22 protein-coding genes are annotated in these 22,668 nt (G+C 61.5%); 12 read left to right on the top strand and 10 right to left on the bottom strand.

Annotated features, from left to right (window positions below):
• Positions 1-280: 280 nt before the first annotated feature.
• Genes hisI through KIH45_RS03705 form a run of 3 tightly spaced genes read left to right on the top strand, consistent with a single transcriptional unit; the run spans position 281 to position 2,895 of the window.
• The gene (hisI, locus tag KIH45_RS03715) at positions 281-646 is read left to right on the top strand and encodes a phosphoribosyl-AMP cyclohydrolase (protein ID WP_213174603.1); all 366 of its coding nucleotides are present in this window, start codon (positions 281-283) and stop codon (positions 644-646) included.
• Between the two features lie 31 nt (positions 647-677).
• Positions 678-1,088 carry a MerR family transcriptional regulator gene (locus KIH45_RS03710; RefSeq protein WP_213174602.1) on the top strand — a complete coding sequence of 137 codons (411 nt, stop codon included), beginning with the start codon at positions 678-680 and terminating at the stop codon, positions 1,086-1,088.
• Between the two features lies 1 nt (position 1,089).
• A complete protein-coding gene (locus KIH45_RS03705) occupies positions 1,090-2,895 on the top strand; it encodes an acyl-CoA dehydrogenase C-terminal domain-containing protein (RefSeq protein WP_213174601.1) in 1,806 nt (601 codons plus the stop codon).
• Between the two features lie 20 nt (positions 2,896-2,915).
• On the opposite strand, the gene cysK is transcribed toward KIH45_RS03705, so the two are convergent.
• From cysK to KIH45_RS03690, 3 genes are read right to left on the bottom strand one after another with little or no spacing between them, the layout of a single operon-like run.
• The gene (gene cysK, locus KIH45_RS03700) at positions 2,916-3,833 is read right to left on the bottom strand and encodes a cysteine synthase A (RefSeq protein ID WP_213174600.1); all 918 of its coding nucleotides are present in this window, start codon (positions 3,831-3,833) and stop codon (positions 2,916-2,918) included.
• Positions 3,834-3,866: 33 nt separating this feature from the next.
• A complete protein-coding gene (locus KIH45_RS03695) occupies positions 3,867-5,150 on the bottom strand; it encodes an MFS transporter (RefSeq protein WP_420481920.1) in 1,284 nt (427 codons plus the stop codon).
• Between the two features lies 1 nt (position 5,151).
• Positions 5,152-5,802, bottom strand: coding sequence for a carbonic anhydrase (locus tag KIH45_RS03690; protein ID WP_213174599.1), 651 nt, complete (start codon positions 5,800-5,802; stop codon positions 5,152-5,154).
• A 58-nt stretch (positions 5,803-5,860) separates the two neighbouring features.
• Here KIH45_RS03690 and lipA point away from each other — a divergent pair, with 58 nt between their 5' ends.
• Positions 5,861-6,811 (top strand): lipoyl synthase, encoded by a 951-nt coding sequence (lipA, locus tag KIH45_RS03685; RefSeq protein WP_213174598.1) that lies wholly within the window; start codon positions 5,861-5,863, stop codon positions 6,809-6,811.
• A gap of 12 nt (positions 6,812-6,823) precedes the next feature.
• Positions 6,824-7,267: a type II toxin-antitoxin system RatA family toxin gene (locus KIH45_RS03680; protein WP_213174597.1), complete on the top strand. Its 444-nt coding sequence runs from the start codon at positions 6,824-6,826 to the stop codon at positions 7,265-7,267.
• Here the strand turns inward: KIH45_RS03680 and KIH45_RS03675 are convergent, their stop codons facing one another.
• Both KIH45_RS03675 and KIH45_RS03670 read right to left on the bottom strand, forming a co-directional pair.
• Complete coding sequence (locus tag KIH45_RS03675; RefSeq protein WP_213174596.1) at positions 7,268-7,792, bottom strand: CinA family protein; 525 nt, start codon at positions 7,790-7,792, stop codon at positions 7,268-7,270.
• 45 nt (positions 7,793-7,837) lie between these two features.
• Positions 7,838-9,007 (bottom strand): bifunctional 2-C-methyl-D-erythritol 4-phosphate cytidylyltransferase/2-C-methyl-D-erythritol 2,4-cyclodiphosphate synthase, encoded by a 1,170-nt coding sequence (locus KIH45_RS03670; RefSeq protein ID WP_225899606.1) that lies wholly within the window; start codon positions 9,005-9,007, stop codon positions 7,838-7,840.
• 110 nt (positions 9,008-9,117) lie between these two features.
• Between KIH45_RS03670 and dusB the strand changes: the two genes are divergently transcribed.
• The 7 genes from dusB to hflX all read left to right on the top strand — a co-directional run bounded on the left by dusB (position 9,118) and on the right by hflX (position 18,476).
• Complete coding sequence (gene dusB, locus KIH45_RS03665; protein ID WP_213174595.1) at positions 9,118-10,143, top strand: tRNA dihydrouridine synthase DusB; 1,026 nt, start codon at positions 9,118-9,120, stop codon at positions 10,141-10,143.
• Positions 10,140-11,261, top strand: coding sequence for a two-component system sensor histidine kinase NtrB (locus KIH45_RS03660; protein ID WP_213174594.1), 1,122 nt, complete (start codon positions 10,140-10,142; stop codon positions 11,259-11,261). The genes dusB and KIH45_RS03660 overlap by 4 nt, the downstream gene beginning before the upstream one ends.
• Positions 11,258-12,706 (top strand): sigma 54-interacting transcriptional regulator, encoded by a 1,449-nt coding sequence (locus KIH45_RS03655; protein ID WP_213174593.1) that lies wholly within the window; start codon positions 11,258-11,260, stop codon positions 12,704-12,706. Before KIH45_RS03660 ends, KIH45_RS03655 begins: the two co-directional genes overlap by 4 nt.
• 177 nt (positions 12,707-12,883) lie before the next feature.
• Positions 12,884-15,049 carry a sensor histidine kinase gene (locus KIH45_RS03650; RefSeq protein WP_213174697.1) on the top strand — a complete coding sequence of 722 codons (2,166 nt, stop codon included), beginning with the start codon at positions 12,884-12,886 and terminating at the stop codon, positions 15,047-15,049.
• A 22-nt stretch (positions 15,050-15,071) separates the two neighbouring features.
• A complete protein-coding gene (gene ntrX / locus KIH45_RS03645; RefSeq protein WP_213174592.1) occupies positions 15,072-16,451 on the top strand; it encodes a nitrogen assimilation response regulator NtrX in 1,380 nt (459 codons plus the stop codon).
• Between the two features lie 140 nt (positions 16,452-16,591).
• A complete protein-coding gene (gene hfq, locus KIH45_RS03640; RefSeq protein ID WP_213174591.1) occupies positions 16,592-17,146 on the top strand; it encodes an RNA chaperone Hfq in 555 nt (184 codons plus the stop codon).
• A gap of 13 nt (positions 17,147-17,159) precedes the next feature.
• Positions 17,160-18,476: a GTPase HflX gene (gene hflX / locus KIH45_RS03635; RefSeq protein ID WP_213174696.1), complete on the top strand. Its 1,317-nt coding sequence runs from the start codon at positions 17,160-17,162 to the stop codon at positions 18,474-18,476.
• 12 nt (positions 18,477-18,488) lie between these two features.
• On the opposite strand, the gene mazG is transcribed toward hflX, so the two are convergent.
• The 5 genes from mazG to metG all read right to left on the bottom strand — a co-directional run bounded on the left by mazG (position 18,489) and on the right by metG (position 22,655).
• Positions 18,489-19,262 carry a nucleoside triphosphate pyrophosphohydrolase gene (mazG, locus tag KIH45_RS03630; protein ID WP_213174590.1) on the bottom strand — a complete coding sequence of 258 codons (774 nt, stop codon included), beginning with the start codon at positions 19,260-19,262 and terminating at the stop codon, positions 18,489-18,491.
• 123 nt (positions 19,263-19,385) lie between these two features.
• On the bottom strand, positions 19,386-19,556 hold the full coding sequence (locus KIH45_RS03625; protein ID WP_213174589.1) for a hypothetical protein: 171 nt from the start codon (positions 19,554-19,556) through the stop codon (positions 19,386-19,388).
• The gene (locus KIH45_RS03620; RefSeq protein WP_213174588.1) at positions 19,553-20,320 is read right to left on the bottom strand and encodes an MBL fold metallo-hydrolase; all 768 of its coding nucleotides are present in this window, start codon (positions 20,318-20,320) and stop codon (positions 19,553-19,555) included. The genes KIH45_RS03625 and KIH45_RS03620 overlap by 4 nt, the downstream gene beginning before the upstream one ends.
• Positions 20,317-21,093, bottom strand: coding sequence for a TatD family hydrolase (locus KIH45_RS03615; protein WP_213174587.1), 777 nt, complete (start codon positions 21,091-21,093; stop codon positions 20,317-20,319). The genes KIH45_RS03620 and KIH45_RS03615 overlap by 4 nt, the downstream gene beginning before the upstream one ends.
• Entirely contained in the window at positions 21,093-22,655 is a 1,563-nt protein-coding gene (metG, locus tag KIH45_RS03610; protein ID WP_213174586.1) for a methionine--tRNA ligase, read from the bottom strand. Before metG ends, KIH45_RS03615 begins: the two co-directional genes overlap by 1 nt.
• Positions 22,656-22,668: the final 13 nt, after the last annotated feature.

The following is a 22,668-nucleotide window of genomic DNA, read 5'->3' as shown; positions in this document are numbered from 1 at the left end:
CCGATCCCGAGCTGCCATCCGGCCCCTCTATTAGGCAGTACCCCCCGGTACCACCGATCCCTGAACGTTGACCGCTTCAGAGGACGTCTTGGACAACGTCTACCGTCCTTTCGGACGGGTCCGGCTCCCTCAAGCCGTGAGCGTCTTGTGCACGACAGGTTGCTGACGGGGAAGGATTCGTTACCGAACCCCATGGAAATTATGCAACGCTGTGCCTATCGTGCAACAGGCGCCTTGTGGCGCAGTTGACGCTACGTCTTTCCGAATATTGCGAGGCCCCATGACGACCGACACCGTCGAGACTACCGACCAGTTCAAGCCGCGTTTCGACGAGAAGGGGCTGATCACCGCGGTCTGCGTCGCCGCCGACGGGGGCGAGGTGCTCATGGTCGCGCACATGAACGACGAGGCACTGCAACTTACGCGCGACAGCGGCTTTGCGCATTTCTGGTCGCGTTCTCGCGGCAAGCTCTGGAAGAAGGGCGAGACATCGGGCCACGTCCTCGAACTGGTCGAGATGCTGGTCGACTGCGATCAGGATTGCCTCGTCCTGCGCGTGAACGCTGCCGGTCCGGCTTGTCACACCAATGCGCCGACCTGCTTTTATCGCCGCGTGACCGATGCGGGGCTGGAGCACACATCTTGACGTTAACGTAAACGTCAACTAACTTGGCAGCATGACCGATCGAGCCGCCGCACCTGACGAAAAAACCTGGACCATCGCCGAACTCTCGACGGAATACGACGTCACGGCGCGCGCCTTGCGCTTTTATGAAGAGCAGGGTCTGATCTTCCCGCAGCGTAGCGGCACCCAGCGGATCTATTCCGAGGGCGACCGCGCGCGTCTGCGCTGGATCGAACGTGCCAAGAGCGTTGGTTTCTCGCTCAAGGAAGTGCGCGAGATGCTCGATCTCTACGATCTCGACGACGGGCAGACCACGCAGCGCAAGGTGACCCTTGAACGCTGCCGGGAACAGCTCGCCAAGCTCGAGCGTCAAAGACAGGACATAGACTGGGCCATGGGCGTGCTCTCCGAATTTATCGACAAGGTGAAGAGCGACCTGGACCCGGCCAAGCGAGAGGACTGAGATGCCGACCTACACCGCCCCCGTGCGCGACACGCGCTTTGTGCTGGAAAACGTGATCGACCTGCCTGCGATGGCCGGAAAACCCGGCTTCGAGGATTTCGACGCCGACATGATCGCGCCGATCCTCGAGGAAGCGGGCCGTTTCTTCGCCGAAGTGGTCGCGCCGACGAACCTTCCCGCCGACAGGCAGGGCTGCACGCGCAATGACGATGGTTCGGTAACGACGCCCGACGGGTTCAAGGAGCTTTATGCGAAGGTGCGCGAGGCCGGCTGGACGACGCTGTCGATGCCAGCCGAGTATGGCGGGCAGGGGATGCCGGGTATCCTGGGGTTTGCGGTGGAGGAATACTTCACCTCGGCGAACATGCCCTTTGCGATGTTCTTCGGCCTGACTTCCGGTGCCGTAGAGGCGCTTTTGCTTCGCGGGTCGGAAGAGCAGCGCAATCTTTATCTTCCCAAGATGGTCAGCGGCGAATGGACTGGGACCATGAACCTTACCGAGCCGCACTGCGGCACGGACCTTGGCCTTCTGCGTACACGCGCAGAGCCGAACGGCGACGGGTCCTTTTCCGTTACCGGCACCAAGATCTTCATCTCCTGCGGCGAGCATGAGCTTGCCGACAACATCGTCCATCTCGTGCTGGCCCGCACACCTGATGCGCCCAAGGGCACGAAGGGCATCTCGATGTTCATCGTCCCCAAGTTCATCCCAGACGCCGATGGCAATCCGGGTGAGCGCAATTCGCTGTCGTGCGGCTCCATCGAAGAGAAGATGGGTATCCACGCCAATCCGACTTGCGTGATGAACTACGACGGTGCGACCGGCTGGTTGATCGGTGAGGAGAACAAAGGCCTTGCCGCCATGTTCATCATGATGAACGCCGCGCGCCTTTGGGTCGGGCTCCAGGGTTTTTCGCAGGCGGAGAACGCCTATCAGAACGGCGCGGCCTATGCGCTCGACCGTCGTCAGGGCAGGGCGCTGACGGGACCGAAGGAGCCATCCGAGGCCGCCGACATGCTTGTCGTCCATCCCGACGTGCGCCGCCTTCTCATGGATGCCCGCGCGCGGACCGAGGGTATGCGCGCTCTGGGCCTGTGGGTCGCGCTGCAAGGTGACATTGCAAAGCACGCTGCCGATGAAGCGGAGCGTCAGGCCGCCGACGACATGGTCCAGCTACTGACCCCGATCGTGAAGGCGATCGGCACCGATATCGGCATGCGCGTGGCTCAGGACATGCAGCAGGTCTGGGGCGGTCACGGCTACATCGCCGAAAATGGCATGGAGCAGTTCGTCCGCGATGCCCGCATCACGCAAATCTACGAAGGCGCAAACGGTGTGCAGGCGATGGACCTCGTCGGGCGCAAACTGCCGATGCACGGCGGCCGTGCGGTCCAGTCGTTCTTCGCGATGGTCGACGAGGATGTCGCTGCGGCTGCCGGGAACGAAAAAGTTGCAGCGCTTGCGGGGTCGCTCGAAAAGGCGAACGGCGAGTTGAAGGCTGCTTCAATGTGGCTGATGCAGAATGCGCCAGCGGACCCGAACAACGCGGGGTCTGCGGCCTATCACTACATGGAGATCCTCGGCCTCGTTTCGATGGGCTGGATGTGGCTGCGATCTGCCGTGGCTGCGTCGAAAGCGCTGGATGTCGGTGCGGACGATGCAGGCTTCATGGAAGCCAAAATCCTCACCGGTCGCCATTTCGCCGAATCCCACCTCCCCGAAGCAGGCGCGCTGCGCCGCAAGCTTCAGGCTGGCGCGGAAACGATCATGGCCATGCCGGCCGAGGCCTTCGCCCGCATGGGCTGACGCCTCGGCCCAAGGGCCGCTTACTCGGGAAGAAAGTCGGGTACCGAAAGGTAACGCTCGCCCGTGTCGTAGTTGAAGCCGAGGATACGCGCACCGGCAGGTATGCTTTCCAGCTTCTTGGCGATCGCGGCGAGCGTTGCGCCCGAACTGATGCCGACCAGCAGGCCTTCCGTGGTGGCGCAGCGGCGCGCCATTTCCTTGGCGTCTGCGGCGTCGACCGGAATGGCTCCGTCGATTGAGCGGGTGTGCAGGTTTTCAGGAATGAAGCCCGCGCCGATGCCCTGAATCGGGTGAGGGCCGGGCTGGCCGCCCGAGATCACCGGCGACAAGTCGGGTTCGACGGCATAGGCCTTCATGTCGGGCCAGCTCTTCTTCAGCTCTTCCGCACAGCCCGTCAGGTGACCGCCGGTGCCAACGCCGGTAATCATCACGTCGATCGGCGTATCGGCGAAATCGGCGAGGATTTCCTTGGCCGTCGTTTCGGCGTGGACCTTCGGGTTGGCCGCATTCTCGAACTGCTGTGGCATCCAGCTTCCCGAAACCTCGTTCAGAAGTTCGTGCGCGCGGGCGAGGGCGCCCTTCATGCCCAGTTCGCGAGGCGTGAGATCGAAAGTCGCGCCATAGGCCAGCATCAGGCGGCGACGCTCGATCGACATGGAGTCGGGCATGACGAGGATGAGCTTGTAGCCCTTCACCGCCGCGACCATGGCAAGGCCGATACCGGTGTTGCCCGAAGTCGGCTCGATGATCGTGCCGCCCGGCGCCAGATCGCCCGCGGCCTCTGCCGCTTCGACCATGGCAAGCGCGATGCGGTCTTTGATCGAACCGCCCGGATTGGTCCGTTCGGACTTCACCCAGACTTCGTGATTGGGAAACAGCCGCGACAGCCGGATGTGCGGCGTATTGCCGATCGTTGCCAGGACACTGTCTGCTTTCATGGTTCGGCTCCTATCCCCGTGCCAAAATCGAGGTCATTCGCGATAGACCGGAGCGAACGTGCGAGCGTTCCTGATCTCCGGAAAGGCGAAAGCCCAGATAATCGTTACCAATATCGCGCCCGCGCCGCCAAATACAACCGCCCCTGTTGCGCCGAGCAAGGCCGCGGCAATGCCGGACTGAAGCTCGCCAAGCTCGTTCGAGGCGGAGATGGCAAGGCCCGATAGTGAGGACACGCGTCCGCGCATTTCGTCTGGCGTGTTGAGCTGCACCAGCGACCCGCGCACGAAGACCGAGATCATGTCCGCCGCGCCAAGGATGAGCAGCAGGAAGAGGCTGAAGATGAGGTCGTAGCTGAACCCGAAGACCGCCGTCGCAAGCCCATAGATGCCCACGGCCCATAACATCTTCACACCGACGTTATGCTCCATCGGTTTGACCGCAAGCCACAGCGCGACAAGGCCCGCACCGGCGGCAGGCGCCGCGCGCATCCAGCCGAGACCCTCCGGCCCAACCTCGAGGATGTCGCGCGCAAAGACCGGCAGCAGCGCGGTCACACCGCCAAGCAGCACCGCGAACAGGTCGAGCGAGATCGCCCCAAGCAAGAAGCGATCATGCCAGACGAAGCGGAAGCCTTCGGTAATCTGTTTGACCGGATGTTTCTTGCGATCGACCTCTGGCTTTCTAAGCGGCTTGATCAGCAAGACCATCACCGCGCCAAGGCCGAGCAGCACCACAGACACGATGTAGGGCAGCGTCGGGAACACGGCATAGAGCATCCCGCCCGCCGCCGGACCAAGTACGCTGGCGAACTGCCACGCGATGGCATTGGTTGCGATCGCGCGCGGGATCATCGGCGCTGGCACGAGGTTGGGAGCGAGCGAATTCATCGCAGGCCCGAAAAAGATACGCGCCACGCCGTGCAGTGCCGCAAGCGAGAAAAGCAGCGGCAGGCTGAGATTGTCGCTCCACGTCGCATACCCCAGCGCAGCAGCCACGAACGAGTCGATGCCCATCGACAGCGCCGCGACCTTGCGCCGGTCATACCGGTCGGCAACGACGCCCGAGATCGGGGTCAGCACGAAGAGCGGGATGAACTGGACCAGCCCCAGGATACCGAGCTGAAACGCAGCCGCGCTCCTGCTCATCCCGTAGTCTGAGCGCGCCACGTCATAGACCTGCCAGCCCAGCACGACGACCATCGAGAGCGTCGCGATGACGCCCGCGAAGCGGGTCAGCCAGAATATCCGGTAGTCGCGGATCTGTAGCGGGTGCCGCGGCATCGGCACGCCGATCGCGGATTCGGTTGTTTCTTCCAAGTCAGGTGACCGGCTGGAAGTTTCCGCTGTCCTCGTCGAGCCAGTGCAGCACGCCGTCTGAAATCGCGAAGAACGCGCCGCGCAGCCTCAACTTGCCCTTGCCTTCCTTGACCTGGATGCATGGGAAAGAGCGCAAGTTGTCGATCGAGACCTTGACCGCAGCCTGTTCCATCGCACGTTCTGCCTTCCGGCCTTCGGTGCCGTGTTCGGCAGCTACCGACACGCGTGCTTCGTCCAGAAGGTCGATCCAGTCGGCAATGAAGCCGCCCTTGCCGGGTTCCGCACCCAGCATCTTCTGCGACAGTGCCGCCTGGCAGCCGCCGCACATGCCGTGGCCCAGCACCACGATTTCCTCGACCTCAAGCACCTGCACCGCGAATTCGAGCGCGGCAGACACGCCGTGATGGCCGGGCGTGGTTTCAAACGGGGGGACCATGGCGGCAACGTTGCGCACCACGAAAATCTCGCCCGGGTCCACGTCGAACACCTGCGCCGGATCGACGCGGCTGTCGGAGCAGGAAATCACCATCACCTTGGGCGACTGCCCTTCTTTGAGGCGCGTCCAGCGCTCATGCTGGGGATGCCACAGCTTTTCGCGAAAGCGCATGTAGCCGGCGTTGAGGGCCTCGAAGGCAGAAGGAGAATCGGTCATAGCCTACCCTTTGCCGCCAAGCATTGCGGCTTGCAAGCGACGGGCCTATGTGGGGCCCATGAACGAGATACCCGCAGCAGCCGACCTCAAGGCCGAACAGCAGGCAGAACGCCGTCGCAAGCCCGACTGGATCCGTGTGAAAGCGCCGACCAGCAAGGGTTACGCAGAGACGCGCCGCCTGATGCGCGACCTCAAGCTCAACACCGTGTGTGAAGAGGCCGCTTGCCCGAACATCGGGGAATGCTGGACCAAGAAGCACGCCACCGTGATGATCCTTGGCGATGTCTGCACCCGTGCCTGCCGCTTCTGTAACGTGAAGACCGGCATGCCGCGCATGGTCGATCCGATGGAGCCGGTGAACGTCGCGACCGCGGCTGCCGAAATGGGTCTGGAACACATCGTCATCACGTCGGTCGACCGTGACGATCTTCCCGATGGCGGCGCAGGCCACTTCGTCAAAGTGATCCAGGAGCTGCGCGCGCGCACTCCGAACACGACGATCGAGATCCTGACGCCCGACTTCCGCGGCAAGATGAAGAAGGCGATCGCCGCCATCGTCGAGGCGCGTCCCGATGTCTTCAACCACAACCTCGAAACGGTGCCGCGCCTCTACCCGACGGTGCGCCCGGGTGCGCGTTACTATGCGTCGCTGCGCCTGCTCGAAGAAGTGAAGAACATCGATCCTTCGATCTTCACGAAGAGCGGCATCATGCTCGGCCTTGGCGAACAGCGTCTCGAAATCCACCAGGTGATGGACGACATGCGCAGCGCCGACATCGACTTCCTGACGATGGGCCAGTACCTGCAGCCCACGCCCAAGCATCACAAGGTCATCGACTTCGTGACCCCGCAGCAGTTCGACGCGCTGGGCTCCATCGCCCGCGCCAAGGGCTTCCTGCAGGTCGCCTCCAGCCCGCTGACGCGTTCCAGCTATCACGCGGGCGACGATTTCGCCGAGATGCGCGCCGCGCGTGAGGCGAAGCTCGCCAAGGCCGCCGCTCGCAGCTGAGAACCCCAAGCAATGCCGTCCATTCGCGAGAGCCGCGAGCTACCCTATAGTGCCGAACAGATGTTCGCCCTCGTGGCGGATGTCGGTCGCTATGCCGAGTTCCTGCCTTGGGTCGTGGCGACCCGCGTTCGGTCAGACAGCGATACCGAGATGGTCGCCGACATGATGGTCGGCTTCAAGGCGCTGCGCGAGAAGTTCACATCGAAGGTTCACAAGGAACGGCCGACAAGGATCGTCGTCGAGTACGTCGACGGTCCGCTCAACCATCTCGAGAATTCGTGGCATTTCGAACCGCTGACCGAGACGAGCTGCCGCATCGACTTTTGCGTCGACTTCACGTTCCGCAATTCGGTGTTCGAGGCGCTGGCCGGCCAATATCTCGACCGCGCCTTCCGCAAGATGGTCGGCGCGTTCGAGGAACGGGCGCGCGAGCTTTACGGCCCGCCCGCCGCCTGATCAGGCCTGCTGCGTGTAGCTACGCGGCAGCAGAAGTTCGAGCGCGCAGATCGCGGCCTGGTGCCGCACTTCGGGGCGCGTCGTGCATTCGAACTTTTTCAGCTCTGCATGCGGCTCGGTATCTTCCGCGTCCTTCTTGCGCGCACGCGCGAAGACGACGGTGCCAACAGGCTTCAGGTCCGAACCACCATCGGGTCCGGCAATACCGGTAATCGCCACGGCAAGATCAGCGCTGGAGTTCGCGATCGCGCCCTGCGCCATCGACCACGCGACGGCGACGGAAACCGCGCCGAACGTTTCGATCAGGTCGGACGGGACGTCGAGCATCTCCATCTTCGCGTCGTTCGAATAGGAGATGAAAGCGCGGTCGAGCACAGCCGAGGAACCAGGAATCTCGGTGAGCGCGGCGGCGACGAGACCGCCGGTGCAGCTTTCTGCGACTGCGATGGTCGTTCCCATTTCGCGGTGAGCATCGACGACAGTCTGCGCCAGTTCGATAATATCGGGAGGGAGTAGTCCGTTCATGAAATCCGTCAGTCTGCGGGTTGGCAGAACGCGTGCGCCATTACGTCACGCCGATTGTAGCAGGACTTGCGCCTGGGCCGCGATGCCTTCGCCGCGGCCGGTAAAGCCAAGTCGTTCAGTGGTCGTGGCCTTCACCGATACGGAACCAATGTCAACGCCCATAAGTTCCGCGACCCGCACCTGCATGGCCTGACGATGGGGGCCGACCTTGGGTTTTTCGCAAATGATCGTGATGTCCGCATTGGCGATGGAATAGCCCGCTTCGGCAACCAGATTCACCGCGTGGCTCAGGAAAATGTGGGATTCAGCGCCCTTCCACTGAGGGTCCGACGGCGGGAAATGCTGGCCGATATCGCCCATCGCCGCTGCACCAAGAATGGCATCGGTGAGAGCATGGAGTGCCACGTCTGCGTCACTGTGTCCCGATAGCGTCTGGTTGTGCGGTATGTGTACGCCGCAAAGCCAGACACCGTCGCCATCGACCAGGCGATGAACGTCATAGCCGCTGCCGATGCGGAATGCGGGCTTGCCATGCCGCGCCTCTGCCAGTGCAAAGTCGGCCGGATGGGTCACCTTCTCGAGCATAGTATCTCCATCGACGAGCGCGACACTGCCGCCGGCATGGCGCAGCATCTGCGCATCATCGGTCGCTTCGCGGTCGGCTGGCCATGCCCTGTGCGCCGCAAGAATATCCTTGAAGCGGAAGGCCTGCGGGGTCTGCACGCGCCACAGTCCATCCCGTGATACCGTATCGCCAAGGGCGCCGTCGCCCCGCGCAAGCGTATCGACCACTGGAAGGACCGGGATCGCGCCGGGATCGGTATCGAGCGAGGACAGCAAATCATCGATCACCCGTGCCGGCAGAAACGGCCTCGCGGCATCGTGAATCAGCACGCGGACCGCGCCGCCCTTGCTCCCAATGGCCGAAAGCGCATTGAGAACTGACTCTCGGCGGCTTGCCCCACCGATGACGGTTTGCGGTAAGGGGAGGGGAGCGACTGCTTCTGCCAGCGCCTGTTCCTGCCCCGCGCCAATCACAACGATCACGTGGTCGATCGCGTCATGCGTTGCAAAGGCTTGCAAGGCATGGGCAACGAGGCTTCTGCCCGCTACTTTTCGATACTGCTTGGGCGTCGAACCGCCGGCACGCTCTCCGCGACCGGCTGCGACGATGACCGCTACTGTCTGGCTTTCCGAATGCATCGGCGCGGCCATAGCGGCAGGTGCAGCACCAATCCAGTGGGCGTGCTTACCGACCGTGCGAGGGGGTTGTCCTGTCCCAAGCATTTCTGTAATGGGTGCCCAAAATTTAGGCACATTCGCAGATGCAACATTCAAAGCCCCCCAAGCTGGATGCGATCAACATCGGTCCGGTCAAAATTGATTCTCCCGTTATCCTCGCGCCCATGACCGGCGTGACCGATCGGCCGTTCCGCACGCTCGTGCGGCGCTTCGGCTCGGGCCTCAACGTCACCGAGATGATCGCGAGCCCCGCGATGATCCGCGAGACGCGCCAGTCGATGCAGAAGGCAGACTGGGACCCGTGCGAGGAACCGGTCTCGCTTCAGCTCGCCGGTTGCAACCCGACCGAGATGGCCGAGGCAGCCAAGCTCAACGAAGATCGCGGTGCGGCGATCATCGACATCAACATGGGCTGCCCCGTGAAGAAGGTCGTCAACGGCGACGCTGGCAGCGCCCTGATGCGCGACCTGCCGCTGGCCGCCAGCCTGATCGAGGCGACCGTGAAGGCTGTAACGGTGCCCGTTACCGTGAAGATGCGCATGGGCTGGGACCATGCCAGCCTCAACGCCCCCGAACTCGCGCATATCGCCGAGGATTTGGGCGCAAAGCTGATCACCGTGCATGGCCGCACGCGCAACCAAATGTACAAGGGCAGCGCGGATTGGGCTTTCGTGCGCAGCGTGAAGGACGCGGTCTCGCTTCCGGTCATCGTCAACGGCGACATCTGCGGCATCGACGATACTTCGAAGGCGCTTGAACAGAGCGGCGCGGATGGCGTGATGATCGGACGCGGCGCCTATGGCAAGCCGTGGCTCCTGGGCCAGGTGATGGACTGGTTGGACGGCGCCGACGTAAGGCCCGATCCGACTTTGGCCGAACAATACGACCTGATTGTCGAGCACTACCGCATGATGCTCGACCACTACGGCGAGATGACTGGTGTGCGCATGGCCCGCAAGCATCTGGGCTGGTACACGAAGGGTCTCCCCGGCTCGGCCGAGTTCCGCAACAAGGTGAACTTCGTGGACGACGCGGGCGAAGTCGTTGCCATGCTGCGCGATTTCTATGCCCCCTTGATCGAAGGCGAGCCGGAACGGAGGGCCGCTTGATCCTTTCAGGAGGCAACGACCTTCCTGACGCTGCCCGCCAGATCGCCAGCCTTCCGCAAGCGGTAATCCTTTTGCGGCCCGGTTTGCGCATCGCCTCGGTCAATGCTGCGGCAGAGCAGATGCTGGGGCAGGGTGCGCGCCGCCTTTCGGGCAAGCCGTTGTCCGCCGTGATCGAGTTTGGCGAAAGCCGCCTGATCGACATGATGGCCGATAGCGACGTACAGATCAGCGCGCGCGACATAGCCGCCAAGATCGGCAAAACAGACGCTGCCCGCGTTAATCTCGCCATTGCACCGATCATCGGACACCCCGGCTGGCAGATCATGACCCTCATGGCGCCGACCGAACTGGAAGGCCTGGACGGCGCAGAAGGCGAGCAGGACAACAACACCCTGCGCGCGCCCGAGATCCTTGCGCACGAGATCAAGAACCCGCTTGCCGGCATTCGTGGTGCTGCGCAGCTGCTAGCGCGGAAGCTTCGCGCCAAGGACCGGTCGCTCGCCGAGCTGATCGCGGACGAGGTTGATCGCATCGCGCAACTGATCGACCAGATGCAGTCGTTGAGCCGCCGTACGCGTGAACCTTCGCGTTCGCTCAACCTCCACGTTGCCGTCCGCCGGGCATTGCAGGTCGTTCAGGCCAGTGCGCCTGATGGCATCCGCATCGTCGAGGAATTTGACCCCTCGCTGCCCGAAGTCATGGCGAACAATGATGCGCTGATGCAGGTGCTGATCAACCTGCTAACCAACGCGAGCGAGGCTTGCTCCGCTGCCGACAAACCGATCGTCACGGTTCGCACTCGCTTTGCCAGCGGTATCGCGCTGCATTCGCACAGCCGCCTGGCGCCCCTGCGCCTGCCGATCGAGATTACCGTGTCCGACAACGGGCCCGGCATCGATCCTGCGGTGCGCGAACATATTTTCGAACCTTTCGTCACATCGAAGAAAACCGGTCAGGGCCTCGGCCTCGCGCTGGTTCGCAAGCTCGTCCGCGACATGGACGGACGCATCAGCCACGATCGTGACGAAGCTGCGGGAATCACGAACTTCCGGATCCATCTTCCGGTTGCCGAAGTTTCCGTACCTACTGCCATTACAACCGAAGAGATTGAGATATGAGCCAGCCGGTTCTCCTCGTCGAAGACGACGCTTCCATCGCCATCGTAATCACTGCCGCCCTTGAGGACGAGGGCCTGGAGGTTGTGCGCTGCGAGTCCATCAAGGATCGCGATCGCCTGCTGCAAGAGCAGGGCTACGCCGCGATGCTGACCGACGTGGTGCTGAAGGACGGCGACGGGATCGAGACCATCGGAACGGTCACCGAAGCGCACCCGCAGATGCCGATCATCATTCTGTCCGCGCAGAACACGCTCGACACCGCGATCCGCGCAACCGAGAGCGGGGCCTTCGAATACTTTCCCAAGCCCTTCGACCTCGACGAACTGGTCCGCGCGGTAAAACAGGCCATCGGCAGCGGTGCATCGCCGCAGGTCGCCAACGTCAGCGAAGACACCATTGGCCTACCGCTCGTCGGGCGTTCGCCTGCGATGCAGGCGGTCTATCGCATGATCACGCGCGTCATCCGCAATGACCTGACGGTGCTGATCCTTGGCGAATCCGGAACCGGCAAGGAACTGGTTGCTGAGGCGATCCACCAGCTTGGCGATCGCAACCGCGGGCCGTTTGTCGCCGTAAACACCGCCGCGATCCCTGCCGAATTGATCGAATCCGAGTTGTTCGGTCACGAAAAGGGCGCGTTCACTGGCGCGGTCAGCCGTCACATCGGCAAGTTCGAGCAAGCACAAGGCGGAACGCTGTTCCTCGATGAAATCGGCGACATGCCGATGCAGGCCCAGACCCGCCTGTTGCGCGCGCTCCAGTCCGGCATGATCCTGCGCGTCGGCGGGCGCGAGGAAGTGCCGTTCGATGCGCGTATCATCGCCGCGACGAACAAGGACCTTGCCCCGATGATCGAGGAAGGCCGCTTCCGCGAGGACCTGTTCTACCGACTCAACGTCGTGCCGATCCAGCTTCCGCCGCTGCGCGAACGCGGCGACGACATCAAGGCGCTGGCCCGTCATTTCCTGTCGCAGGCCGCGAAAGATGGTCTACCGGCACACGCTCTTGGCGATGGTGCCGCCGACCTGCTTTGCAAGCAGCCGTGGCGCGGGAACGTCCGTGAACTGAAGAACTTCATCTACCGCCTCGCGCTCCTGGCGCGGGAAGACGTGATCGACGAACAGGCGATCCACGCCGCGATGAACGATACGACGCCCGTCGCCAGCGGGCAGGCTGCGCCCGATGTCGAGGCGGGGCCGGCTGGAAAGGACGATCTTGCGACCGCGCTTGGCCGCTGGCTGACCGCCAATGCACCCGAGCAGGGCGAGATCTACGCCAAGGCAATCGCTGCGTTCGAACGTCCGCTGTTCGAACATATGCTGTTCGCAACCAACGGAAACCAGCTTCGCGCCGCCCAGATGCTCGGCATCAATCGCAACACCTTGCGCAAGCGATTGGTCGAGCTGGAAATCGACCCCGAGGTCTACGCCAACCGGGTCAGCTGATGCGGCGAAGCGTCTGACAAGTGCGAGAATGCCCTTGCAATCGCGCAACAGGGCTGTTGTATCTTCGCAACGATGACGGCGGACACCCCCGGACAGACCCTCGATGCGCCTGAGCGCAAGCCGAATTTCGGCTCTGAAGGTGTGGATTGGTCTCGCTTGACGCGCAGGCTCGGGATCATGTGGCACAAGGCCAACGGGTACCTCATCCTTGAGGTTCTGCTGGTCCTGACGCTGCTGCTGGTCCTGTTTGGCGGCTGGCTGACGCTGGGCAAGGGCGATACGCGCGGGCAGCTTCTTCCCCTTGCAACCACGACTTCGCTCCTGGTCGGCACGCTGGTGCCGGCAATGGCGCTGCTCATGCTGGCGGGACGACGCCTTGCGCTCAGACGCGCACGAAAGCGCATCGGTAGCACCGGGCAGCTTCACGTCCGGCTCGTGTTCTTCTTCTCGCTCATCGCTGCAGTGCCGACCCTGCTGGTCGTGGCATTCGCTTCGTACCTATTTCAGTCGGGCGTCGAATTCTGGTTTTCGGAACGTTCGCGCGGCCTGCTGGAAGATGCGAACCAGCTTGCGCGCGGGTATTACGAACAGAGCCAGCGCGACATCGGTGATGAGACCGTCGCCATGGCAGGCGACGTGCGTTTTTACCTTAGCCAGGTTTCAATCGCATCGCCCGAATTTGCCGAGGCTTTCACGCGGCAGGTGGTGATTCGAAAGCTCAATGAGTCGGCGATTATCGAACGCGGGGAGGACGGCACTGTCCGCACAGCGGCTATTGTCGATCCTGATCAGGAAGCAGGCCCTCAACGGATCGAGGCGAATACGTTCGACCGTTTGATACAGGGCGAGTCCGTCGTGGTCACCGCTACGGCTGAAAGGATCGAAGCGGTCACGCCGCTCGACCGCGACCGTAGCATCTACCTTTACACCGCGCGAAAGTCCGATCGCGAAGCGCAGGACCAGTGGCAGCGCGCGCAAAGCGTTTTGGCCAATTACGACAGCCTGACGCGCAATGCGCGCTCGCTCCAGCTTCAATTCAATATCGCGCTGATCGGCATCTCGCTCGCTCTTGTCGCCTTGGCGGTCTGGTTCGCCTTGCGCTTTGCCGACAGGCAGGTCGAACCGCTGGCGGCGCTGGTCACGGCGGCGCGACATGTTGGCGCCGGCGATTTCAGTAAACGTGTCGAAGGACGAACGGGAAGCGATGAAATCGGCCTGCTGAACCGCGCTTTCAACCGGATGACAGAGCAGATCTCCGGCCAGACCCGCGCCTTGGTCGAGGCGAACGAGCTGCTTGTCGAACGTCGCGCCTTTACAGAGGCGGTTCTCGATTCAGCGACGTCTGGCATCGTGTCGGTCGATGACGATGGCTCGATCCTACTGATCAATGGCTCCGCTGTCGCGATGCTGTTCGAGAACGGGGAAGGGGAGGCCATCGGTCGTCCCCTTGGCGAGATTGCCCCCTCGCTCGCCGATCATCTCGAAAGCGGGCGCAGCAGCGGTGTCGTTCAGCACGCCCGTGGCGGTGATACGCGCACTCTGGCCGTCAAGGTCGCCCGTACGCGTCACGGTACGGTTCTGACGTTCGAGGACATCACGCGCCAGCTTCTCGATCAGCGCCGCGCCGCATGGTCCGATGTTGCCCGCCGCATCGCGCACGAGATCAAGAACCCTCTGACCCCGATCCAGCTTGCGACCGAGCGCTTGGGACGCCGCTATCGCCGCCAGATCGAGACAGACACAGAACTGTTCGATGAACTGACGCAGACGATCATCCGGCAGGTCGGTGACCTCAGAAAGATGGTGGACGAGTTCTCCAGCTTCGCCCGCATGCCCAAGCCCAGCTTCCGCAGCGAGGACATCTCGGACCTCGTGAGGCAGGCCATGTTCCTGCAAGAAGTCGGCAATCCCGAAATCGGCTACCGCTTTGAGGCAATCGACGGTGACACGATGATCGCCTGCGATCGCCACCAGGTCGGTCAGGCCATGACCAACGTGCTGAAGAATGCGTCAGAGGCGATCGAAACGCGCAAATCGCAGGATGGCTCCGATTATCGCGGCACGATCAAGGTCCGCCTCGTGCCTGACCGTGAAGGTGTGACCGTTACCGTCACGGATAACGGCATCGGACTGCCCAAGGAAGGCGACCGGATCGTCGAACCTTACATGACCACGCGGGAGAAGGGCACGGGCCTCGGCCTCGCCATCGTCCAGAAGATCCTGGGCGAACACGGCGGCAATATCTCGTTCGAACCGGCGGAGGAGGGCGGCACGATCGTCCGCCTGCGTTTCGCTCGCGATCCGCTGAGCGAACTGGCCCCCGAAACAGAGGCCGCACAATGATCACAGCAACGGAAGGCGCCCCATGGCACTCGATATCCTGATCGTCGACGACGAACGCGACATTCGCGAACTGGTCGCCGGCGTCTTGTCGGACGAGGGCTACGACTGCCGCACGGCAGGCGATAGCGTCGCCGCACTCGCCGCGATCGACGAAACGCGGCCAAGCCTCGTCCTGCTAGACGTATGGCTACACGGGTCGCCGATGGACGGCCTGGAAGTGCTGGACGCGATCAAGCAGCGCGAGCCGGACCTGCCGGTCATCATCTTCTCCGGCCACGGCAATATCGACACCGCCGTCGCAGCAGTCAGCCGCGGGGCCGTGGACTTCATCGAAAAGCCGTTCGAATCCGAACGCCTGCTCCACATGGTTGAACGCGCGACGGAGACCGAGCGCCTGCGCCGCGAAAACCAGCAACTGCGCCAAGGCGAAAGCACATTTGACGAGTTTAACGGCGCCTCGACCGCCATCAATCAGGTCCGCGCAACACTGAAGCGCGTGGCAGGGACCGGTAGCCGCGTGCTGATCACAGGCCCTGCCGGTGCGGGCAAGGAAGTAGCAGCGCGCCTGCTTCATCACTGGAGCCCGCGTTCGGACAAGCCCTTCGTTACGGTCAATTCGGCCCGCATTACGCCTGAACGCTTCGAGCAGGAGCTGTTCGGCGAAGAACAGGACGGGAAGCTGGTTCGGGCGGGACTGCTCGAGATGGCAGATGGCGGCACGCTATTCTTCGACGAAGTGGCCGACATGCCGGAATCGACGCAGGCCCGCATCCTTCGTGTCCTGACCGATCAGGCATTCGTGCGCGTCGGTGGCAATCGCCAGATCCGCGTAGACGTACGCGTTGCTTCGGCAACGTCACGCGATCTTGAAGAAGAAATCGCCGAACGCCGTTTTCGAGAAGATCTCTACTATCGGCTCAACGTCGTCCCAGTGTCGATCCCGTCGCTGTCTGAACGACGCGGCGACATTCCGGCGTTGGTCGACCATTTCTTCGCGCGTTTCGCCAGTGGGCAGGGCGTTCCCGCGCCCGAAGTCACCGATGATGCCATGGCTGTCCTGCAGAGCTACGATTGGCCCGGCAATGTTCGCCAGCTCCGCAATGTGATCGAACGAACCATCATCCTGGCGCCGCGTGAAAGGCTTGGCAGGATCGAGGCCGATATGTTGCCCGGTGAAATCACGCAGGAAGAAAGCGGCGAAAGCAGCGGCATCACGGCAATGATGGGGATTCCGCTGCGCGAGGCCCGCGAACAGTTTGAACGGGAATACCTGCGCATCCAGATCCGCCGCTTTTCGGGGAACATTTCGCGCACCGCCAGCTTTATCGGGATGGAAAGGTCGGCGCTCCACCGCAAGCTCAAGTCGCTTGGAATAGCCGACAGGCGAGATGATAACGACTGACATGCTGCATTTGCGAAAATAGCCTTTGCAGGGCCGCCTGAAATGATAGACTAGGCGCTGCTCTTCGGTCGATCCGCTTTTGTCGGAGAGGCCAGATTGCGGACGGGAATGCCCGCCGCCAACAAAAAAGGAGGCCAAAATTGGCTGGCAAGACGTTATCTATCAAGACGCCCCCTCCGTCGGAGAAGGCGGAATCTGCCCCCGCACCGGCGCCCAAGGCGTCGCTCAAGGGTAAGAACCTGCAGGACCTGTTCCTCAACCACGTACGCCGTAACAAGACCCCGGTGACGATGTTCCTCGTCAAGGGCGTCAAGCTGCAGGGCATCGTGACGTGGTTCGACAATTTCTCGATCCTGCTGCGCCGTGACGGACAGTCGCAGCTGGTCTACAAACACGCGATCAGCACGATCATGCCGACCGCCCCTGTCGACGCCGACCAGTTCGACATCATCGACGACGGGAAGGGCAAGCGCCAGCTTCAGGATGTGTTCCTGTCGTCGGTTCGCGATGCAGAAGTCCAGGTCACGATGTTCCTGATTAACGGCGTCATGCTTCAGGGCCGCATCGCGTCCTACGATTTGTTCTGCATGCTGCTGGAACGCGAAGGCTACGTTCAGTTGGCCTACAAGCACGCGGTTTCGACCGTGCAACCGGTAACCCACGTCGACCTCTCGGGCGACTGGGACGAGGATTAAGCGAGAAGTCACTCTGGGTGAGGAAATAACCGGGGAGGTCACACGCGGCGCACGTGCCGTCGTGGTTCTCCCGGACATACGCTCCGCCAACATCGCGGATCCCGAAGCGCGGCTTGAAGAGGGCTGCGGCCTTGCGCTTGCCATCGGTATCGAGGTGGTGGAAAGCTTCATCGTGCCCATCCGCGACGTGCGACCGGGCACCTTGTTCGGCTCGGGCCAGATCGACCGCATCAAGACCGCCTGCGACATGGAAGAGGCCGAGCTCGTCATCGTCGATGGCGCGCTGTCGGCGATTCAGCAGCGCAATCTTGAGGAGAAGATCGGACGAAAGGTCATCGACCGGACTGGCCTGATCCTCGAAATCTTCGGTGAACGCGCGGCGACGGCGGAAGGCCGGCTTCAGGTTGAACTCGCGCACCTCGATTACCAGGCCGGCCGCCTTGTGCGTAGCTGGACCCACCTTGAACGTCAGCGCGGCGGCTTCGGCTTCCTCGGCGGTCCCGGCGAAACGCAGATCGAGGCCGACAGACGTATGATCCGCGACCGCATGGCCCGCCTGCGCCGCGAACTCGAACAGGTTCGCCGTACGCGTGCCCTGCACAGGGCGCGTCGGGGAAGGGCGCCTTGGCCGGTAATCGCGCTAGTCGGCTACACTAATGCCGGAAAATCGACGCTATTCAATCGGATAACCGGCGCTGGCGTAATGGCAGAAGACTTGCTTTTTGCAACGCTTGATCCAACGATGCGCGGCATCACTCTGCCCGGTGTCGAAAAGGCAATCCTGTCCGACACGGTGGGCTTCATTTCAGACTTGCCGACACAGCTCGTTGCAGCTTTCCGCGCGACGCTTGAAGAAGTGACCGGTGCGGACGTTATCGTCCATGTCCGCGATATCTCCAGTCCGATGACCGACCTGCAGAAGACCGAGGTCGAGCAAGTGCTTGCCGACCTCGACGTCAACACGGACGAGGAGGGTGCTCTTCGCATTCCGATCGTCGAGGCGTGGAACAAGTGGGACGCGGTCGCGGAAGATCGCAAGGAAGAACTGCTCGCCATTGCCGAACATTCGGACGTCCCGGTCGTGCCGATCTCCGCACTTACGGGCCACGGCGTCGAGGATCTTCAGCGCCGCGTTGCCGACATTCTTACCGCGTCGTCACGCATCCACTTGTTTAACCTGCCGATTGGTGACGGCCAGCGGATTGCCTGGCTTCATGCGCACGGCGAGGTGCTAAGCGAAGCGACGGTCGAAGGCGAAAATGGCAGTCCGGAACTAGCTATCGAAGTCAGGCTCGACCCACGGGAATACGGAAAATTCCTCAGTCTATGAATGTCTTGCCGTTCATTCTTCAGACTTGACCTGATTCCAAAGTCCGTCCTGTTCTGCGAGATCGAGTTTCGCAAAATCATCTCCGGCTTCGGCCGCCAGTCGCTCCATCCCGGCAAAGCGACGCTCGAATTTGGCGTTCGCCGCCCTGAGCGCGTCCTCCGCCGAGATATCGTTTTTTCGCAGCCAGTTTACCATGGCGAAAAGCATGTCACCGGCTTCTTCCAATTGATCAGCCGCGGTCGTCGCTTCTTCGAATTCCCCGATTTCCTCACGCAACTTGTCCGCTGCACCGCCTTGGTCCGGCCAGTCGAAACCGACGCGCGCCGCGCGCTTTTGGAGCTTCTCCGCTCGCAATAGGCCCGGCAGACCAAGAGCCACACCATCAAGGGCGCCGGTCTGCGCTTTGTCCTGCCGCTCTGCCGCCTTGATCGCTTCCCATTTCTGCCGGACCGCGCTGGCAGAGCCGTCGCTTTCATCGCCGAAGATGTGGGGATGCCGCCGTTCCATCTTCTCCGAGATGGCATTTGCGACGTCGCTCAGATCGAAATGACCGGATTCTTCCGCCATGCGTGAATGGAAAACCACCTGCAAAAGGAGGTCGCCCAGTTCATCCTTGAGATCGTCGATATCGTCACGAGCAATGGCGTCGGCGACTTCGTACGCTTCCTCGATCGTATAGGGCGCGATGGTCTGGAAGGTTTGTGCAAGATCCCATTCACAACCTCCGTCTGGATTACGAAGCTGCGCCATGATGGCGACAAGACGGCCGATTGCTGTGGTCTGCATAGGCCAGTCGCTATTGGATTGTAGAAGGGGATGCAATTGAAGAGGCGGGCGTTGACGCCGCCGTGTTACAGCAATTCGAATGATTGGATAATATATATTATGTTAAATCGTATCTGGGCTGTCTCAGAGGCCCAAGCCCTTGAAGACCAGTGCGATCAACGCAAAAACCGTTACCCAAATAGCGATTTGCCGAAACATCTTGGCACGCGGCAAATTGTACGACCGATAACCAGCGATCACCAACGCCAGCCATCCCAGCAAACTGACGACGGACAAGATGGCGAGCATCGTCATAGAGCCACAATCATCCCGTCATATGCGGGCTCGACGTGATCCGGCGTCTCAGATGCCAGCACGTCGTAGTCCATGCTCTTGTCCAAGTGTGTCAGGATGACCCTCCGGGCACCGCACTGCTCAGCCAGTTCGAGCGCCATTCCGAGATGCGCATGGGTTGGATGTGGCTCACGCCGCAGGCAATCCACTACCAGGACGTCGACATCTTCCATTATGTAGACGAGATCTGTGGTGATCTCGCTGAAATCTGTCGCATAGCCAATGGAATGGTTGCCGCTTGAAAACCGGAACGCCGTGCTTTGCGCAGGTCCGTGCGGGCATTGGGTCCATTCAACCGACATGCCGGCAACGAGCCGGAGCCGGTCCAGGGTGTCGACGGTTACGATCGTCGGATACCCGTGCTGTCCGGCAAAAACATAGCCGAATCGCTGCCGCAATCTGCGGACCGTTTCCGATGCGGCATAGCCGGGGATCGGCCCACCGCGGCCGTACCTTAGAACCCTCAGATCATCGATCCCGTGGCAATGATCCGCATGATCGTGGGTCCAGAACACCGCATCGATCGCATCGATATCGTTGGCCAGCAACTGCTGCCGCAGATCGGTGGACGTGTCGACCAAAACCCGCTGTCCATCATCGGCCTCGACGATAATCGACACCCTGGATCGGCGGTTCTTCGGATTGTCCGGATCGCACGCACCCCAATCGTTACCAACCCTTGGAACGCCGGTCGACGTACCTGAGCCGAGTACAAGAAGCTTCACGCGTTGGCCTTGCTGAACAGCGCTGCGAAATTGCGACCAGTCGTCGTCGCAAGCTCATCCGCCGTTACACCGCGCAGATCCGCCACGAACTGCAGCGTGTCGGCAACGAATGCCGGTTCGCATGTTTTTCCGCGATGCGGAACCGGCGCAAGAAACGGAGAGTCGGTTTCAACCAGTATACGATCATCAGGGACGATCCTCGCAGTTTCCTGCAAGTCCTTGGCATTCTTGAATGTTACGATCCCGGACAAGGATATGCTGAGCCCGAGATCGAGAACGGCTTCACCGAATTCCTGCGATGCCGTGAAGCAATGGATAAGGGCGGGAAACGCCCCCTTCCCCATCTCTTCGCGAAGGATTTCCAGCGTATCGTCCTCGGCATCGCGCGTGTGGATGATAAGCGGCAACCCTGTTTGACGCGATACGTCGATGTGAACTCGGAACAAGTCTTTCTGAACTTCCCGGTCAGAATGCTCGTAATAGTAATCGAGACCCGTCTCGCCGATGGCGATCACCTTCGGATGCTCAGTCGCAGCCAACAAGGCTTCGGCCCCTAGGTCTTCGTGCTGATCGGCCTCGTGCGGATGGATTCCCACACTGGCCCAGACATCGGGCTCGCGCTCTGCCGTTGCGACGATATCATCCCACTCGCTGCGGCGGGTCGAGATGTTCAGAAACCCTCTCACACCCCGTTCACGCGCAGCGGCCAGTACGTCGCCCTGCCGCTCGACAATACCTTTGTAGTTAAGGTGACAGTGGGAATCGATCAGCATCAGGCGGTGGCTTCTTCGGGCATTTCCAACCTTGGGAACACGCCGACCGGTTTTTCGATCCTGAACCCACTTGCGCACAGCGCCTCAAACCAATCTGCTTCCTGCAACGCGGCGTAATCGCGCGCGTCCGCGGCAATGCCCATCTGGTCGAGCAGCTTGTCGATCGAACTCGGCACGACAGGTCTCACGGCAATGGCGAGATCCCGCACCACCTTGAACAGGGTCATCAGCACGTCCTGCATCCGATCGGGATCAGTCTTGCGAAGAGCCCAGGGCGCCATTTCGTCCACGTATTGATTGCAGGCGAAGACAGCCTTCATCCAGGCATCGAGTCCTTCACTGAAGGCCAGTTCGCCGAACGAGGATTTCAGGCCTGCGATGCCTTCCGCCACACTCGCAAAGAGGCCGGCGTCAGCTTCTTCTACCTTATCCGGCGCCGAAAGAACGCCATCCAGATTCTTGAAAATCATGGACAAAGTACGCTGCGCCAAGTTTCCGAAACTGTTGGCGAGTTCGGCATTTGCACGGGTTACAATTGCTTCCGGCGAATAGGATCCATCCTGCCCGAAAGCGATCTCGCGCATCAGGAAATAGCGCAGCGGATCAACACCGAACTTCTGCGTCAGATCGACAGGATCGGTAACATTGCCGAGCGACTTTGATTCCTTCTGCCCGCGATTGAGCAGGAAGCCGTGGCCGAACACCTGTTTCGGCAGAGGCAGTTTCGCGCTCATCAGGAAAGCAGGCCAATAGACCGTGTGAAACCGCACGATGTCCTTGCCGATGAGGTGCAGGTCCGCGGGCCAGAACTTTGCCATGTCCTCGGTCTCTTCGGGATAACCGAGGCCGGTCAGGTAATTCGTCAGGGCATCGACCCAGACGTACATCACATGATCTTCCGCACCCGGAACCTTCACGCCCCAATCGAAACTGGTCCGCGAAACCGACAGATCGCGCAGGCCGCCTTCAACGAAGCGCATCACTTCGTTGCGTCGGCTTGCCGGACGGATGAAGTCTGGATTGTCACGGTAAAGCGCGAGCAGCGGTTCCTGATACTTCGAGAGCCGGAAGAACCACGATTCCTCAACCGTCCATTCTACCGGCGTGCCCTGCGGAGAGAGCTTCTCGCCCCCTTCCCCGTCGGTCAGCTCGCTTTCATCGTAATAGGCTTCGTCGCGGATCGAGTACCAACCTTCATACCGGTCAAGGTAAAGGTCTCCCGATTCCTCCATCGCGTTCCACAGCGCATGGCTCGCAGAATGGTGACGATCTTCTGTCGTACGGATGAAGTTGCTATATTCGATATCAAGAAGATCAAACAAGTCACGGAAATGCTGAGACATTTCATTGCAGAGATCGCGCACATCGACATCGAGCTCGCGCGCCTTCTGTGCCATCTTCAGGCCATGCTCGTCCGTACCGGTCTGGAACCGGACTTCGCGCCCCATTGCGGTCTGAAAACGGGCAATGACGTCAGCGGCAATGGTTTCATAGGCATGGCCGATATGCGGCTTGCCGTTCGGATAGTGGATCGCGGTCGTGATGTAATAGGGTTCGGCCATCAGGCCCTGCTTT

Source organism: Croceicoccus gelatinilyticus (assembly GCF_018398395.1).
GTDB lineage: Bacteria > Pseudomonadota > Alphaproteobacteria > Sphingomonadales > Sphingomonadaceae > Croceicoccus > Croceicoccus gelatinilyticus.
The sequence above is the reverse complement of the archived record's forward strand: the minus strand, read 5'-3'. Positions and strand labels throughout refer to the sequence as shown.